The following is a 15,518-nucleotide window of genomic DNA, read 5'->3' on the forward strand; positions in this document are numbered from 1 at the left end:
GCCCCAATACTTATCGGTATTAGGGCTTTTTCTCATTAGCTATATATTAATCGCATTCCTATTTGAGAACCTGCATACGCGACAAATACTTTAATATCATATTTTATTTCTCATCCCCGTTTCCTAAGATTTTTTGCTTAACATCTGATAAATCCTTCGACAACGAACTAAATGCTTTCGCTTGTTCTTCAATGACCTGTTGATTTTTTTCAATAACTTTTTGATATTGTTCTTCGCGCTGTTCATTCTTTTTTTGCGTAGTAAACAGCATCCATACAAATAAAGCTGCGAATGCTCCTTGTTGAATCATTGAATTGAAGATTTGTTCTTCCATCGTTCTCATCTCCTTTTCAAAAATTAAAGAGAATCACACGAGTGATCCTACTCTCATATCCTTATCTCACATTAAAATGTTCTTCTTTTACCCATGTGTTTTGCCCAATATCGATATAACCATCTTTTCTTGCAAAAATCCCATAAGGCACAGACCCATCTACATTACCAGTCCATTCACCATTCGGCCCTTTATATGTGTTAATACCATAACCTGCTGGATATTTTGAATATGCATAGAACCACTGTACATCAAGATGTTCTTGCTTCGCCCATTGCTGCCATCCTAGGCACAGCATATTTTCATTACCACCATACCAAGCACCATCTAAAATTAAATATGGAGTCTTAGTATTAATTACTTCACCAGTGAACCAAGCATCTTTATTACCACTACTATATAAATTAATACCCCAACCCTCTGGATATTTAGATGTCGCAATTCCAAGGCCTTTTGGTTGTATCGGTTTATTATCGTTATTACCGTTGTTAAGTGCTTCATTTATCTTCTTAATAAATTGATCCAGCCTTCCTTCATCAAGCATACGATGTGGGCAATGCTTGCCACTCCAGGACTTATGTGTACGTACATTACTAATTGGAATATTGAAGTGTTTCATTAACTGAGCAATAACAATTGCTGCATTATCTTCTGCTTTGTAATATTTATCCCCACCACTTAAAGAGTAGCAAATTTCAACCCCGATAGATTTACGATTACCATTTCCGTTACCATCACCAGCATGCCAAGCATTACGATCGAATGGAATACCTTGTACTGCCTCTTTATCGTCTACTGCAACATGGAACGAAACTGAATTATTATTTCCAATCATATAAGATATTTCGTTTTCAGCTGATGCATCATTGTATGTATTATGCACTGTGATGAATTCCGGTGTCATTGTATTGGGACACTTTATACCATATTTACTTGAGTTAACTAATTTTTGTCTAATTTCCATTGCTGAACATCTCCTTTTTATTCTCTTGTTTTTTCACCTAAAATTTCTACTGTGTTACTAAGTACATCTGATGGCTTAATGCATATACAGCTAGCATTTTCTATAGGTGATTCATTGTTATCACTTTCTTTCAAAAAAAAAAAAGAGCAACTATGTGTCCGTTGCTCTTGCTCTTCCATTAATTTCTCTCTACTCTTCGCCCACCGGTTTACAGAGATTAACCTCACCTCAAAAAATCATCATATAATGCTTTTTGTTTATCTAATTTAATATTCATGGATTTCGAGATACTACTTTACATCAAAATGTTCTTCTTTTACCCATGCATTATTTCCAATACCCAGGTAACCATCTTTTCGTCCTAAAAGTCTATACGGAACAGACCCATCTACAAAACCTGTATAATTTCCGTTAGGACCATCATACGTGTTAATACCGCCACCTGGTGGATATTTTGAATAAGCACTGAACCATTGCACATCGAAATGTTCCAGAGCAGCCCATGCCTCGTTTCCGAGACAAATCATAGGATTTTCAAACCATGCTGCATCTATAATAAGGTACGGTGTTTTATCATAAATTACTCTCGTAAAATGTCCACCTTGTGGTTGGCTATATAGATTAATACCCCCATTATTCGGATATTTATTTACAGCAATTCCAAGACCTACTGGTTGTATCGGTTTATCAGTATTGTTGCCACCTCCATCAAAATTCACATATTGCTTAACGATTTCAGAGTAGAAAAAATTCCCTCCATTTTTATATCGGTAACCACCATTGTATGCCACTGCGATAGGCTGATTATATCGAACCATAGCACCAGTTGTATTTCCAAGAGATGGTGCAACAACCGTTTTAGAATACAGATCTGCCACCGGTAATGAATGCTGTTTATTATTAGATGCTAACCAGCGAAGGTAAGCTCGTCCAAAATTATATGATTGAACAATGGCACTTAAATCTGTAATGCCATTTTTCTTCGCATCATCAAAAGCACCCTTTAAATGCTTCACTCCGTAATAAATTGAATCTTTCGGATTTTTAATCGTATTCATTGCCCATCCTTGTGATTCACTGGACTGCATAATATCAGGTGTCGTTTCAGAATTCCCTCCACTTTCTACCATAATAACTCCAAGCACGTAAGGAACTAACTCAGATACACCTTGTGCAGCACATTCACTTTCTACCATTGATTGCCAACGTAACACCTGTTGTGGCAAATTCTTTGTTTTGACTGAAGCAGCTAATAAACTCATCATTAAACATCTCCTTATTTTTCTATTATTTTCGCCTGCAAAACTACTACTTTACTAAATATAACTAGAAGCTAAAGACCCATTAATCCATCAAATCACTTCATGTTACTCACCTTCTTTCACAACAAAAAGAGCAACCATAAAAATAGTTGCCCTTTCGTCGAAATCTTATATTACTACTATAAATCACTTTTTCAATACTTTCTGTACACTGCATGTATCCTACAAAAAGGTAACATTAAAATCCATCTAAAAACTTGACAATCTTCCTTATTTCAGCGTGTTTCCGGCGTATATAACCTGTACTATAATGTAATTCAAACGCAATTTGTTCTAAAGTCATTCCATCAACATATTTCATTTTAAGTATTTCATGATCCAGTCCTGTAAACTTATTAATCAAAAGCTTTAAATCATACTCTTCATTCATCTTATGAGCTAATTCATATTCAATTGCTTCAATCCGCCCTTCTACCTTAGCCCCTTCCGATTCAGCGGTTAACCTTACATTTTGCAAATCACCGCTAATCCAACGCTTCAATTCGGCTTTTGATTTATCTAAGTTGTATTCTAAATAAGCAATTTCTTCTTCTAACTTCTTATAATCTTTGAGCCATTCGAACACTTACTGATTCACCCACTTCCGTTCTTTTTACAAAGTCTCTTAATACTAATTTAATAGAATGAATATGCTTATTAGCCTTTTCAATCTTTATTACTCGTAAATCATCTAGTATTTTTTCTTATGACCTATATTTATTTAACACTTCTTGTAATCTCTCACGCTCTTCATCAATAGACTGCACAGTTTTTCTTTCCTCTTCTAGATTTGTTGATTCATCATCTTTATATAACCAATCGGGTACAATCTCTTTTCTATTTGAATACTTCCTACCTGTCCCGTTATATTTCTTTTTCTTGCTCATTTCGAAACGTCTATCTATTATAGCCACATCAACTAATGTTTTAACTTCTTGCTCCTTCCAATTCCTCAATATAGCCTTAATGTAGTTCCATCTTGGTGCATTCTCATCAACGGCTTTATTAATTGCATGCTGAATTAACTCATCACTAAACAAATTACAAAAATCCCCCAACTCTGCAATTGCAATTTCACTTAACGGAATGCCCATCCCCTTAATAAAGTTACAACTTACTTTAACCCTCTCATTAATAAATACACGAGAGTCTAATTTATCCATATCATCATAATGATTAGTATTTTGTATATTAGTATTTCGTTTATTAGTAGTTAGTCTATTAGTATTTAGTAGTGTCTGATTTTCCACATATGGCTTTACCACATCTTGGTTTTCCACTTGTGGCATGTTCCTTTGTGGCGTTTCGTAAATTTCCGTATCCCACCTTGTAATTTTTTTCGTATTCCCATCACGAACAGGATAACGTTTTACATAACCTAATTCTTTTAATTCCTTAAAACCTGTACGGAGCGAATCTTCTCCATCCTTAGCATGTCGAGCTAATTCGCTAATATGAAAAGTCCAATCGTCTGGTAATGTAAGCGCATAGGCTAAGATTCCTTTCGCTTTCCATGACAACCTTTCATCTTTTAAACCAGTATTATTTATAACAGAATAATTACTATCTTTTTTCACTCGAATAATCCCCATACTAGCCACCTCATAAATTCTCAAAAACGGTATTCAATGTTATACTTATCTAGAGATATTTTTTCTTATAGAATCCGCTGCAACGGATTCTTTTCTTATTCATTCAAAACAATCATGCTATCCATATCTATTTTCTTCTAAACCTCTCTTATTCCTCAAATTCAACATCCACTTGAATTTCGATATTCATTGGAATTTCTTGTGTTATACGAATCACATTTTGACTCATTCCTTTTTGAATAAGCTTTCTAACCTGCTCTTTTGCATCTTCTTTTGTTTTAAATTCACTGACAGTTGGTAATCCTGCTAAACTGCTAGTAATTACTAAAATCTTTCTTTGCATGTTCTTTCCTCCTACTGAATGTCTGCCATATTTATTTGTGAGTTTTTAACTGTAATTTCTTCATTTAAAACAGTTGGGATTGAATATTCTTCATTAATAATTTGTATTGCTCTATCCAAATGATGACGCTTAATAGCTTTATAACTATTCACACCAAATTCCCGATGTAACTGACTGTAAATATCTCTATATAACTTCCTTCTAAGGCCGATATCCTGATAAGAATTTGAATTTTTACCTCCCAATAACATAACACCTAACCTTTTTACAGCCCTTGTTATTTCTTCACACTCGATAGCATACAGCGGCGTATTTTCTCGCAATCCCTTCACCTCAGACTTAATCTCTTGTATCTCCTGGGTATGCCCTTCTAACGCAGCAAATGTTAACTTTAAAACCCCCATTGGATCCTTTTGCACATTTTGTTGATTTTGTATATACTGCTTCATTCGTTTGAACTCTTTCATGAATTTAATTTTTATTCCAACCGCTTCTCTACTGGTATATCCCATCACAAGTAACGTAAATGCTTCTTCTGTTAAATCATATTTAGGGATTCGCCTGTTCTTTGAATTCATATAAGTGGACTCGTGAAAATTTTCTCCTCCAAACTCTTCACCTACAGATACAATTTGTTTTCGAACTTCCTTCAAAACGTCGAAGTGATCTTTTTTGAATATCTTCGCAATTACCAAACTATCCGTTACTACTTTTCCATTAACTTCAAATACTAATGAACTATGTACTGATGAGTCAGTTAATTGCCCCATCCTCATCTCCTCCTCACTACTAATTTTGAACTATCTTTATTGTATTGAGATAATTTCGTACTACGCATAATTCTTTGCTTTCTTTTTACAGATTAACTAATTATCGAAATTTAAAATAAATACTATGATATGAACCCTTTTATTAAGTCATTATTCAATAATTCGGTTATCCATTTTAAGCAATTCTCCTCCGATTTCAATTCGCTTCGTTTTCTTCAAATTCAAAGAGATATTCCAAATTATGTTCTGGAAAAAAAGTTTTCTTAATTTCAAAAGCTTCATCATAATAAAAACGAAATTTACCATTTATTTTGTCGCTCACTGTTGCGTGGCGAAGTTTCAGATGCGAAGAAATTTGTGTAATCATAATTCTTTTTCTCGCCATCTCTGCACGCAAATTCGAATACATCGACTCACCACCTATTTTTTGTACGATATTGCGTTCATTTCCATTTAAATATAAACTCAATTTCGTATTTAGTCAACAAAAAAACGTATTTAAATACTCAATTTCGTATACTTTTCTATTTACTAACAAATTCAGTTAGGTTATGATATATACAGAAATACGCAATATCGTATACATTTTAATATGAAAGATGGTGAAAGTAATGAAAAAAGCAGAGGTTGTAACACGCTTAATAAAAGAAGCTGGCTATAGCAAAAGAGCCTTCGCCGAAAAAATAGGTCTCCCCCCCACAACACTGCAATCCATGTTATCAAGAGGGATTGGTAAAGCATCTGTTGATAATGTAATAAAAGTTTGTAAGGGATTAGGAATCACTACTGATGATTTAGAAAAACTCGCAACTCAAGAGGACAATACTGTTAAAGAAGAAGTTTCTATTTATGAAACCATCCAAAACGATCAATCAAATATTATTCATATTCCTATCATTGGTTCTGTAGCAGCTGGTACACCTATATTCGCTGAAGAAAATATCGAAGGCTATTTACCAATGCTGAGTACATTTTTAAACAAGCGTAAAAAGTATTTTTATCTTACTGTAAAAGGCACTAGCATGAATCTCGAATTTCCTGATGGTTCTTATGTTTTAGTAGAGGAAACTCCTTATGTTGAAAACGGACAAATTGCTGTTGTAAAAGTCAATGGTTATGATGCTACCGTGAAAAAGATTTCAAAGTCTGGAAGCATCATTACTTTAATACCATTGAGTAATGATCCTATCCACGAACCAAAAACTTACGATCTTTCAGCTGAAGATGTAAAAATCATTGGTCGCGTTGTACAGGCAGTAAAGAATTATTAAGTTATAGCACAAGTGATTTAAAAAAAAAGATAAGATCAATTCTTTTGAAAAGATTTTCTTAGTAACATGATTCAAAATAACCAAAAACAATCCATTATCTAGTAGTTAACATATCCAATAACTTCACTAAAAAAGCCCTGATACCGTAGTATCAAGGCTTTTTCATTTCACAAATTATATAAAACTTACATTTATCTGATAATGTTTTTCTATGATATCACTACTTGTTATTAATTATTGGCTTTTATGTGGCTGTTTTTCATTTTGCAACCATATAAAATTGTAATAATAGGGAATTAAAAAACCCTTGATACGAGTTGTATCAAGGGTTCAAGCCTCTTAGTAAAGAGACATATATTGATCGCGTTCCCATTGGTGAACTTGTGTTCTAAAGATATCCCACTCAATCTCTTTCGCTTCGATGAAGTGCTCAAGTAAGTGTTCTCCTAGTGCACCGCATACTACTTCATTAGATTGTAATGTAACTAACGCTTGCGCTAATGTTGCTGGTAAGTCAACGATACCTGCTTCTTCGCGCTCTTCTTTTGTCATTACATAGATGTTACGGTCTACTGCAGCTGGTGGAGTTAATTTGTTTTTAATTCCATCAAGACCTGCAGCTAATAATGTAGCCATTACTAAATATGGGTTTGCAGCTGGGTCAACACTACGTACTTCTACGCGTGTACTAATACCACGAGATGCAGGGATACGTACTAACGGGCTACGGTTTTGTGCAGACCATGCTACGTAACAAGGTGCTTCATATCCAGGTACTAGACGTTTGTATGAGTTTACAGTTGGGTTTGCTATCGCTGTAAATGCTGGTGCATGTTTTAAAATACCTGCGATGAAGTGACGAGCATCATCACTTAATTGTAAGTCACCGTTTGCATCAAAGAATACGTTCTCACCATTTTTAAATAATGATAAGTTACAGTGCATACCTGAACCGTTCACACCGTATAGTGGTTTTGGCATAAACGTTGCGTGTAAACCATGTTTACGAGCAATTGTTTTTACAACAAGTTTGAATGTTTGAATGTCATCACATGAGCGAATTGCATTTGCATATTTAAAGTCAATTTCGTGCTGCCCTGGAGCAACCTCATGGTGAGATGCTTCAATTTCAAATCCCATTTCTTCAAGTTCAAGAACGATATCACGACGACAGTTTTCCCCTAGATCCATCGGCGCAAGGTCGAAGTATCCACCGTTATCGTTTAATTCTAATGTTGGATTTCCTTTTTCATCAACCTTAAATAGGAAGAATTCTGGCTCTGGTCCAAGATTGAAGTCTGAAAATCCTAAAGCTTCCATTTCTTTTAACACACGTTTTAAGTTGTTACGTGGGTCTCCATCAAATGGAGTGCCATCTGCATTGTAAATATCACAGATTAGTCGAGCTACTTTACCTTTTTCAGCTGTCCAAGGGAAAATTACCCAAGTGTCTAAATCAGGATATAAATACATATCAGATTCTTCAATACGTACGAAACCTTCAATCGAAGATCCATCAAACATCATTTTGTTATCAAGAGCTTTCGTTAATTGTCTCACTGGAATCTCTACGTTTTTAATTACCCCTAAAAGGTCCGTAAATTGTAAACGGATATACTTTACATTCTCTTCTTTCGCCAAACGGAAAATATCTTCTTTTGTGTATCTAGACATTATAAATTCCTCCTTAGTCCCTCTAATCGCCTTCAGAATCAGTTATCTTTAGTGAAAAAATCTTGAAATGTCACCTTGTCGCAATGAAGTTCGATTGAATCTACCTGTATGTTGTAGTTCATCTCGAAGTATTTTGCGAAGCTCAGTTTTTGAAATTTCTTTCGTTTCTTCTTTTACTTTCACTGCTTCTGTTTGATTTTCTTTCATTAGTAACACTTGCTTAATACCAGCCATATTCAAGCCTTGATCTAACAAATCTTTAATCTCTAACAACTTATCTACATCGTTAAATGAAAATAATCTACGATTCCCCTTTGTACGGGTTGGAGAAACAAGATTATGCTCTTCATAGTAGCGAATTTGACGTGCAGACAATTGTGTTAAATCCATAACAATACCAATTGGAAACAGCGGGGCAGAACGTCTATCTTCTTTCATTTTTCAGTTCCTCCTTCGCCTTAACTGCTTCTCATTTTATAACATGTTATTTTTAGTGTCAATAGATGTTAGCTTTTCTTACATGATTTTTTTATAAATTTTTTCATTCTTTTTTCTAATCGCATAAATCGTTACTTTTATACGAAAAAAGCTGCCGATATCGACAGCTCCCCTTTAAGAAATTGTTAATAAATTCTTTTCAATCAATTCATCAATCGCAGAACAAATCGCAATTTTAACATGCGAATACGTTAATCCACCTTGCACATATGCAACATACGGTGGTCTAATCGGACCATCAGCAGACAATTCAATACTTGCACCTTGAATAAATGTTCCCGCCGCCATAATTACATCATCTTCATAACCTGGCATATAGTTTGCATACGGAGTAAAATGCGAATTAATTGGAGATGCATATTGAATCGCTTGACAGAAGGCAACCATACGGTCTTTATCATCAAATTGAACAGATTGAATTAAGTCTGTTCTTGGTGCATTCCACGCTGGTGACGTGTTCATTCCTAACTTTTCTAAAAACGCAGCTGTAAAAATTGCACCTTTCAGCGCTTGTCCTGCAACATGTGGCGCTAAGAAGAACCCTTGATACATTTCTTGCAGACTGTATAAAGACGCTCCAGCTTCCGCACCAATTCCCGGAGATGTTAAACGATATGCACACGCTTCAACATACTGTTCTTTACCGACAATGTAACCACCAGTTTTTACAATTCCCCCGCCTGGGTTTTTAATAAGCGAACCCGCCATTAAATCTGCACCAACATGACACGGCTCTTGCTCTTCAATAAACTCCCCATAACAATTATCTACAAACACAACAACATCAGGTTTAATTTCTTTAACAAACGCGATCATCTCTTTAATTTGAGAAATAGTAAACGATGGACGAGTAGCATAACCTTTCGAGCGCTGAATACCGATCATTTTCGTATTACTATGAATCGCTGCTGCAACAGCTTCAAAATCAACAAGCCCACCTTCAGTTAGCGGAACTGCATTGTAACCAATATTATATTCTTTAAATGAACCTACACCTTTCCCACGCACACCAACGATTTCCTCTAACGTATCATACGGTTTCCCAGTAATGTACAATAACTCATCTTCTGGACGTAAAATACCGAATAACGCTGTAGAAATAGCGTGAGTACCTGAAATAATTTGCGGACGAACAAGTCCAGCTTCCGCCCCAAATACATCAGCATACACTTTTTCTAACGTATCACGGCCAATATCATCATAACCATAACCTGTCGTCGGGATAAAATGCGAGTCACTAATTTTATGTTTACGAAAACTTTCTAATACACGAAACTGATTACTTTCAATTACTTCATCCGCACGTTTATGTACTTCTGTAATCTGATTCTCTACTTCTTTTACGATTGGAGCAATTTTTTCTCCATTTTTCAAACGATCAAACATTTTTATTTTCTCCTTCTTCCACTAAAAATCTCTTTAATTGCACATTAAGCGATGAATGAGTAAAAATATACCCCGCACAATCATATACAAATTTATCTTCCAGAAACTCCATCTTTGCTAATAGCGTTTCCGTCTTTAAAAGCGTTAATAACTTACCTTCACTCGGAGGGATTTCTACTCGATAACGATCCATTTCTTTCTTCATTTTCATTTCTATCGCTTCTTTTATACGCAATAAATCACTTTCTTCAAAAGCACTAGTCATTAAGAAATCACTTTTCGGAAACGGAATAAAGTTTTGATGTAATTCATCTTTTTTATTATATAACGTAATAATAGGAATATGATTAATTTCAAGTTCTGATAATAATCGTTTTACTGTTTTTTCATGCCCTATGTAGTTAGGATCCGCAGAATCAACTACATGTAAAATAACATCTGCTTCCCCCGCTTCTTCCAGTGTTGAACGAAAAGCAGCAATTAATGAAGTGGGTAAATCTTGTATAAAACCAACAGTATCAGTTAGTAATACTGTATAACCAGAAGGTAACGGCATCTTCCTCGTCGTTGGGTCTAGTGTTGCAAACAGAAGGTTTTCTTCAAACGTATTAGCTTCCGTTAATCTATTAAACAGTGTCGATTTCCCTGCATTTGTATAGCCTATTAATGAAACTTGAAATACTTTATTGTCTTTTCTTCTCTCACGATATCTTTTTCGGTGTTCCACAACAACTGCAAGTTGTTTCTTTATTTCATCAATACGCGATCGAATATGACGACGATCCGTCTCAAGTTTCGTCTCACCCGGTCCTCTCGTTCCAATACCACCACCAAGACGTGATAAGGACAACCCTTGCCCCATAAGACGTGGCATTGTATATTGCAACTGGGCTAATTCTACTTGAAGCTTACCTTCCCTCGACTTCGCACGTTGCGCAAAAATATCTAGTATTAGTTGCGTTCGATCAATTACTCTCGCATCTAACACTGAGGATAAATTCCGAATTTGACTCGGCGTTAATTCATTATTAAATATAATAACATCCGGCTCTAATTCTTCAGTTAGCATTGTAAGCTCTTCTAATTTCCCTTTACCTATGTAAGTTGCCGGATGATACTTTGGTCGTTTTTGCGTTGTTGAAACTAACACTTCCGCTCTCGCAGTCTTAGCTAGTGATGCAAGCTCTTTCATGGAATGCATAAATTTTTCATCATCATCTTGCGGCAATTGACAGCCTACTAATATGACTTTTTCTTTTTCTTCCATCAAATATGTTCACTCATCCTTTTCGAAATTTAAACCTTCTAATATAATAGCAGAGGAAGCACATTTCATCTAGTTAGCGGGGGAGAAAATTCATGGCATGGGAGATTTTTAGCATCATAGGCACAATCGCTTTCGCACTAAGCGGAGCCATTGTTGCAATGGAAGAGGATTATGATATTTTCGGGGTGTATATTTTAGGAATGGCAACCGCATTTGGGGGAGGTGCCCTTCGTAATTTATTAATCGGTTATCCGATTGTCGCGTTTTGGCAACAAGACATGTTATTCCAAATCGCACTTTTATCAATGACTATTATTTTTCTTTTTCCAAATAAGTTAATTAGACATTGGAAAAAGTGGGAAAATATCACTGACGCTATCGGCTTATCAGCATTTGCTGTACAAGGAGCATTATATGCTCAAAAATTAAATTTACCAATTAGTGCCACAATCGTGGCAGCTGTTTTAACTGGTATCGGCGGCGGTATCATTCGCGACCTTTTAGCCCGCAGAAAACCTCTCGTTCTTCGAGCTGAAGTATATGCCTTTTGGACAATTTTAGCAGGTTTCTTAATTGGCGCTCAAATTATTGTTAGCGATTGGGCCCTTTACATTTTATTCATTTTAATTGTTTGCTTCCGCATGGTTTCTATTCATTACAAATGGCATTTACCGCACAGACGTATCGAAACGAAAGAACGTTCAATGCATAAATAGCAATCTAACCTCTTTACATATCGTAAAGAGGTTTTTCTTTTCTAACGATTTTTTCTTTATATAATGTTTATACTAATTTTTAAAGTGAGGTGAATACAAATGACAAACCACGTTAATAAAGGAGCTCAAAAAAGTTCAGTAAACCAATTTGGACACGACCCTAATTCAGCACACGAAAAGAGCGCTAAAATGGAACGCTTCCATAAAGCGCACCAAGAAAAAGCAAAAAAAGAGTAAACGAACTTATACACAAAAATAGACGCACAGTTTATGTACTGTGCGTCTCCTCTTCGAGCATCAAATCCATACTCGATATTCCAATTAAATCATTTTTATCATACGTATCTTCTTGCAACAACCGCATCGCCTGTGTACGAATTGATTTTTCAACAATATTCCGTACATACCGCCCATTACTAAACGATGTAATTTGCGACGAATACTTCACCGCATGTAAATGATCCCTAAATTTCCATTCAGCTTCTTTTGATAACTGATATTCACGATCTTCATACATTCTCTTTCCAATTTCCAATAGCTGATTTACCGAGTAATCCGCAAATTCAATAATAAATGGAAAACGAGATTGCAGCCCTGGATTTAATGAAAGAAAGTGATTCATCTCTCTTGAATATCCAGCTAAAATCAATACAAAACCATGTTGTTTATCTTCCATATGTTTTACAAGCGTATCAATTGCTTCTTTTCCAAAGTCCTTCTCTCCTCCTCGAGCTAAAGAATACGCCTCATCAATAAACAAAATACCTCCCATTGCTTTTTTTATTAAGTCTCTTGTTTTTTGAGCTGTATGGCCGATGTACTCTCCTACAAGATCAGCACGTTCAGCTTCAACCAAGTGGCCTTTCGATAGAATATTCATCTCAAACAGCAATTTTCCTATCATTCTAGCAACAGTTGTCTTCCCTGTACCCGGATTCCCTTTAAACAGCATATGAAGCACTTGCTTCTCAGACTTCAATCCCTTCTCTTGTCTTTTTTTATTCACATAAATCCAAGCATATATTTCTTTTATTATCTTTTTTATATCATCCATCCCAACAAGCTTCCCCATCTCTTCTTCAATTCTCTGCAGCATTTCATGTTTAATTGTAGTTTCATTTGAAATTACCGTTTTATTTTCTGCGGCTGGCAAAGAAATTTTCTTTCGATGGTTTAACACAATATTAATTTGATTGTTGTTTTTCTTTCGCATCGATTGTTCCATACAATCACCTCATTTTATCCCGCTATTTGCGAGCAGTAAGACTCCCACCTCGACATTCAGCAAACGTTTGGTATTTAAGCGGGAGATAACCGCCCGTAAATGCCCGATTGGTTCAACTAATAATCGCAGAGGATGAACAAAATCCCCACTGATTATAGTTTCACTTTATCCACTCACCAAATATTATTATTCCTGTCCCCCTTGTAAATGCCTATTTTCAGAAAAGTTTGCTATAATATAAGAAATAATTAAGGTGGTGGGACTATGGAGACAACGGAATTCCATGATACAATACAAGCCTTTTCTATTTTTTTATTGAATAAAGGCCGAAAACCCTCAACTATTAAACGTTATGTTTATGACGTTGAAGACTTCGGACATTGGTTAGAAAAAAACAAAAAGCTCCCTTCCAGTAATATATGGGCTACACTTTGTACAAAAGACTACGAAGATTACTTTTCCGATTTAAAAACGAATCGACATTACTCAGAAAAAACGATGCATCGTGTATTTACTGTATTAAATAGAATGCATCACTTTCTAAACATTCCCAATCCATTGAAGAATATGGAAATATCTATTCAACCAGACCGTACACTTCGTAACGAAGATTTCATTTCACCTGATGAAGAAAAAAGATTAAAGTATATAGTCACTTCATTAGAAGGACTTTCAGAAAAACAACTTCCTGTGCGCCCTTTATTAATGGATCGCAATATTGCTATTTTAAATCTATTGATCGACTACGGTTTATCCTTACAGGAACTTACAGCATTAACAATGCATCACGTTCACTTTGAAACTAACACATTGTCAATCCCAGCAACCGCAGGTGTAGAAAGAACAATTACATTAGCAAAAGAAGACAAAAAACAACTATATAATTATTACAAAAGTATCCCAGAACCAGTTCGTCCTAAGTATCATAGTGATGATTCATTGTTTGTCGCATTTGATTTTAACCGCGGAACATACAGGTGGGTATATGAAAATGATGCACCAAAGGCATTAACGGAAATTGCTATACAAAAAATGATTCGCCTCGAAGTGGCTAGAGCCAATTTACGTAAAGGAATTTCAGGACAACATTTTCGTAACACCTATATTTTAAACTTAATAAAAAAAGAAACTCCTGAATCAGAAATTATAAAACTCGCTGGATTCAAATCAAAAATTTCATTAAAGCGATATTATCAATACGCAGAAAATAGAAAAAACGCCTTATTGTAAGGCGTTTTTTCTATTTTTTCTTTAAACAAACGATTTTACTATGACCATTTAACTAATTTCTGCATCTACTATGATGAGTTTCGTTCACATTTTCGTGAGAAAGGAGAGATTTAATGTCTCGTTATAACGACAATCAAAACAAATTCTCCAAACCATGCTTTCCAAGTAGCGCTGGACGAATCCCAAATACTCCATCAATCCCAATTACTAAAGCTCAACTTAGAACATTTCGTGCGATTATTATTGATTTAACAAAAATAATCCCAACACTTTTTGCAAATCCATCTCCCCAAAATATTGAAGATCTAATCGATACATTGAACCTACTAAGTAAATTTATTTGTTCACTAGACGCTACTTCCTCCCTGAAAGCACAAGGGTTAGCTATTATTAAAAACTTAATAACTATATTAAGAAATCCAACCTTTGTAGCAAGCGCTGTATTTATTGAGCTTCAAAATCTCATTAACTATTTACTATACATTACAAAATTATTCCGAATTGACCCTTGCACACTTCAAGAGCTTCTTAAATTAATAGCAGCATTACAAACTGCTTTAGTTAATTCTGCTTCGTTCATTCAAGGACCTACCGGACCTACTGGACCAGCAGGCGCTACTGGTGCTACCGGACCTCGAGGTAACACGGGCGCTACTGGCGCTACTGGCGCTACCGGACCTCGAGGTAACACGGGTGCTACCGGCGCTACCGGTGCCACTGGACCTCAAGGTAACACGGGTGCTACCGGCGCTACCGGTGCCACTGGACCTCGAGGTAACACGGGCGCTACTGGCGCTACCGGACCTCAAGGTAACACGGGCGCTACTGGCGCTACCGGTGCCACTGGACCTCGAGGTAACACGGGCGCTACTGGACCTCAAGGTAACACGGGCGCTACTGGCGCTACCGGTGCCACTGGACCTCTAGGTAACACGGGCGCTACTGGA

Annotated in this window: 19 protein-coding genes; 5 read left to right on the top strand and 14 right to left on the bottom strand. The window is 35.9% G+C overall.

The genetic code is table 11. The features are described from left to right. Positions 1 to 103: 103 nt before the first annotated feature. From ACO6VI_RS21900 to ACO6VI_RS21940, 9 genes are all read right to left on the bottom strand, one after another. The gene (locus ACO6VI_RS21900; RefSeq protein WP_000392443.1) at positions 104 to 334 is read right to left on the bottom strand and encodes a BhlA/UviB family holin-like peptide; all 231 of its coding nucleotides are present in this window, start codon (positions 332 to 334) and stop codon (positions 104 to 106) included. A 61-nt stretch (positions 335 to 395) separates the two neighbouring features. Beyond that, the gene (locus tag ACO6VI_RS21905; RefSeq protein ID WP_063548393.1) at positions 396 to 1,298 is read right to left on the bottom strand and encodes a peptidoglycan recognition protein family protein; all 903 of its coding nucleotides are present in this window, start codon (positions 1,296 to 1,298) and stop codon (positions 396 to 398) included. A 17-nt stretch (positions 1,299 to 1,315) separates the two neighbouring features. Continuing rightward, on the bottom strand, positions 1,316 to 1,477 hold the full coding sequence (locus tag ACO6VI_RS21910; protein WP_404222690.1) for a hypothetical protein: 162 nt from the start codon (positions 1,475 to 1,477) through the stop codon (positions 1,316 to 1,318). Between the two features lie 111 nt (positions 1,478 to 1,588). Further along, positions 1,589 to 2,560, bottom strand: coding sequence for a lysozyme family protein (locus ACO6VI_RS21915; RefSeq protein ID WP_063549356.1), 972 nt, complete (start codon positions 2,558 to 2,560; stop codon positions 1,589 to 1,591). A gap of 238 nt (positions 2,561 to 2,798) precedes the next feature. Then, entirely contained in the window at positions 2,799 to 3,185 is a 387-nt protein-coding gene (locus ACO6VI_RS21920; protein WP_063548395.1) for a hypothetical protein, read from the bottom strand. 118 nt (positions 3,186 to 3,303) lie between these two features. After that, complete coding sequence (locus tag ACO6VI_RS21925) at positions 3,304 to 4,191, bottom strand: DnaD domain protein (protein WP_063548397.1); 888 nt, start codon at positions 4,189 to 4,191, stop codon at positions 3,304 to 3,306. Between the two features lie 148 nt (positions 4,192 to 4,339). Continuing rightward, positions 4,340 to 4,534 (bottom strand): hypothetical protein, encoded by a 195-nt coding sequence (locus ACO6VI_RS21930; RefSeq protein ID WP_001189064.1) that lies wholly within the window; start codon positions 4,532 to 4,534, stop codon positions 4,340 to 4,342. An 11-nt stretch (positions 4,535 to 4,545) separates the two neighbouring features. After that, complete coding sequence (locus ACO6VI_RS21935; RefSeq protein ID WP_063548399.1) at positions 4,546 to 5,304, bottom strand: ORF6C domain-containing protein; 759 nt, start codon at positions 5,302 to 5,304, stop codon at positions 4,546 to 4,548. Positions 5,305 to 5,500: 196 nt separating this feature from the next. After that, positions 5,501 to 5,713, bottom strand: coding sequence for a hypothetical protein (locus tag ACO6VI_RS21940; protein ID WP_029443074.1), 213 nt, complete (start codon positions 5,711 to 5,713; stop codon positions 5,501 to 5,503). 202 nt (positions 5,714 to 5,915) lie between these two features. On the opposite strand from ACO6VI_RS21940, the gene ACO6VI_RS21945 reads away from it, so the two are divergent. Then, positions 5,916 to 6,575 (top strand): LexA family protein, encoded by a 660-nt coding sequence (locus ACO6VI_RS21945; RefSeq protein ID WP_000708856.1) that lies wholly within the window; start codon positions 5,916 to 5,918, stop codon positions 6,573 to 6,575. A 339-nt stretch (positions 6,576 to 6,914) separates the two neighbouring features. On the opposite strand, the gene glnA is transcribed toward ACO6VI_RS21945, so the two are convergent. The 4 genes from glnA to hflX form a co-directional block, all read right to left on the bottom strand. Beyond that, positions 6,915 to 8,249, bottom strand: coding sequence for a type I glutamate--ammonia ligase (glnA, locus tag ACO6VI_RS21950; protein ID WP_000092763.1), 1,335 nt, complete (start codon positions 8,247 to 8,249; stop codon positions 6,915 to 6,917). A gap of 48 nt (positions 8,250 to 8,297) precedes the next feature. Then, positions 8,298 to 8,687: a transcriptional repressor GlnR gene (gene glnR / locus ACO6VI_RS21955; RefSeq protein ID WP_000656783.1), complete on the bottom strand. Its 390-nt coding sequence runs from the start codon at positions 8,685 to 8,687 to the stop codon at positions 8,298 to 8,300. Positions 8,688 to 8,861: 174 nt separating this feature from the next. Next, positions 8,862 to 10,133, bottom strand: a complete 1,272-nt coding sequence (locus ACO6VI_RS21960; RefSeq protein ID WP_063548401.1) for an aminotransferase class I/II-fold pyridoxal phosphate-dependent enzyme — start codon at positions 10,131 to 10,133, stop codon at positions 8,862 to 8,864. Continuing rightward, complete coding sequence (gene hflX / locus ACO6VI_RS21965) at positions 10,126 to 11,400, bottom strand: GTPase HflX (protein WP_422424069.1); 1,275 nt, start codon at positions 11,398 to 11,400, stop codon at positions 10,126 to 10,128. Before hflX ends, ACO6VI_RS21960 begins: the two co-directional genes overlap by 8 nt. A gap of 92 nt (positions 11,401 to 11,492) precedes the next feature. Between hflX and ACO6VI_RS21970 the strand changes: the two genes are divergently transcribed. Then, entirely contained in the window at positions 11,493 to 12,116 is a 624-nt protein-coding gene (locus tag ACO6VI_RS21970) for a trimeric intracellular cation channel family protein (RefSeq protein ID WP_000312267.1), read from the top strand. A gap of 99 nt (positions 12,117 to 12,215) precedes the next feature. Next, a complete protein-coding gene (locus ACO6VI_RS21975; protein WP_000181505.1) occupies positions 12,216 to 12,353 on the top strand; it encodes a hypothetical protein in 138 nt (45 codons plus the stop codon). 31 nt (positions 12,354 to 12,384) lie between these two features. Here ACO6VI_RS21975 and spoVK read toward each other — a convergent pair whose 3' ends face one another. Next, on the bottom strand, positions 12,385 to 13,341 hold the full coding sequence (gene spoVK / locus ACO6VI_RS21980) for a stage V sporulation protein K (protein ID WP_000438177.1): 957 nt from the start codon (positions 13,339 to 13,341) through the stop codon (positions 12,385 to 12,387). A 264-nt stretch (positions 13,342 to 13,605) separates the two neighbouring features. Between spoVK and ACO6VI_RS21985 the strand changes: the two genes are divergently transcribed. Both ACO6VI_RS21985 and ACO6VI_RS21990 read left to right on the top strand, forming a co-directional pair. Further along, positions 13,606 to 14,571 (top strand): tyrosine-type recombinase/integrase, encoded by a 966-nt coding sequence (locus tag ACO6VI_RS21985; protein WP_000450330.1) that lies wholly within the window; start codon positions 13,606 to 13,608, stop codon positions 14,569 to 14,571. 113 nt (positions 14,572 to 14,684) lie between these two features. Further along, on the top strand, positions 14,685 to 15,518 hold an 834-nt coding region (locus ACO6VI_RS21990), incomplete at its 3' end, for a collagen-like repeat preface domain-containing protein (protein WP_422424067.1).

Origin of the sequence: Bacillus sp. PSXD-155 (assembly GCF_049310765.1) — a bacterium.
GTDB lineage: Bacteria > Bacillota > Bacilli > Bacillales > Bacillaceae_G > Bacillus_A > Bacillus_A cereus.

Excerpts from the sequence above, each read along its gene's own strand:
- ACO6VI_RS21900 (WP_000392443.1), bottom strand. The coding sequence starts at position 334 with ATGGAAGAACAAATCTTCAATTCAATGATTCAACAAGGAGCATTCGCA.
- ACO6VI_RS21905 (WP_063548393.1), bottom strand. The coding sequence starts at position 1,298 with ATGGAAATTAGACAAAAATTAGTTAACTCAAGTAAATATGGTATAAAG.
- ACO6VI_RS21910 (WP_404222690.1), bottom strand. The coding sequence starts at position 1,477 with ATGGAAGAGCAAGAGCAACGGACACATAGTTGCTCTTTTTTTTTTTTG.
- ACO6VI_RS21915 (WP_063549356.1), bottom strand. The coding sequence starts at position 2,560 with ATGAGTTTATTAGCTGCTTCAGTCAAAACAAAGAATTTGCCACAACAG.
- ACO6VI_RS21925 (WP_063548397.1), bottom strand. The coding sequence starts at position 4,191 with ATGGGGATTATTCGAGTGAAAAAAGATAGTAATTATTCTGTTATAAAT.
- ACO6VI_RS21930 (WP_001189064.1), bottom strand. The coding sequence starts at position 4,534 with ATGCAAAGAAAGATTTTAGTAATTACTAGCAGTTTAGCAGGATTACCA.
- ACO6VI_RS21935 (WP_063548399.1), bottom strand. The coding sequence starts at position 5,304 with ATGGGGCAATTAACTGACTCATCAGTACATAGTTCATTAGTATTTGAA.
- ACO6VI_RS21940 (WP_029443074.1), bottom strand. The coding sequence starts at position 5,713 with ATGTATTCGAATTTGCGTGCAGAGATGGCGAGAAAAAGAATTATGATT.
- ACO6VI_RS21945 (WP_000708856.1), top strand. The coding sequence starts at position 5,916 with ATGAAAAAAGCAGAGGTTGTAACACGCTTAATAAAAGAAGCTGGCTAT.
- glnA (WP_000092763.1), bottom strand. The coding sequence starts at position 8,249 with ATGTCTAGATACACAAAAGAAGATATTTTCCGTTTGGCGAAAGAAGAG.
- glnR (WP_000656783.1), bottom strand. The coding sequence starts at position 8,687 with ATGAAAGAAGATAGACGTTCTGCCCCGCTGTTTCCAATTGGTATTGTT.
- ACO6VI_RS21960 (WP_063548401.1), bottom strand. The coding sequence starts at position 10,133 with ATGTTTGATCGTTTGAAAAATGGAGAAAAAATTGCTCCAATCGTAAAA.
- hflX (WP_422424069.1), bottom strand. The coding sequence starts at position 11,400 with ATGGAAGAAAAAGAAAAAGTCATATTAGTAGGCTGTCAATTGCCGCAA.
- ACO6VI_RS21970 (WP_000312267.1), top strand. The coding sequence starts at position 11,493 with ATGGCATGGGAGATTTTTAGCATCATAGGCACAATCGCTTTCGCACTA.
- ACO6VI_RS21975 (WP_000181505.1), top strand. The coding sequence starts at position 12,216 with ATGACAAACCACGTTAATAAAGGAGCTCAAAAAAGTTCAGTAAACCAA.
- spoVK (WP_000438177.1), bottom strand. The coding sequence starts at position 13,341 with ATGGAACAATCGATGCGAAAGAAAAACAACAATCAAATTAATATTGTG.
- ACO6VI_RS21985 (WP_000450330.1), top strand. The coding sequence starts at position 13,606 with ATGGAGACAACGGAATTCCATGATACAATACAAGCCTTTTCTATTTTT.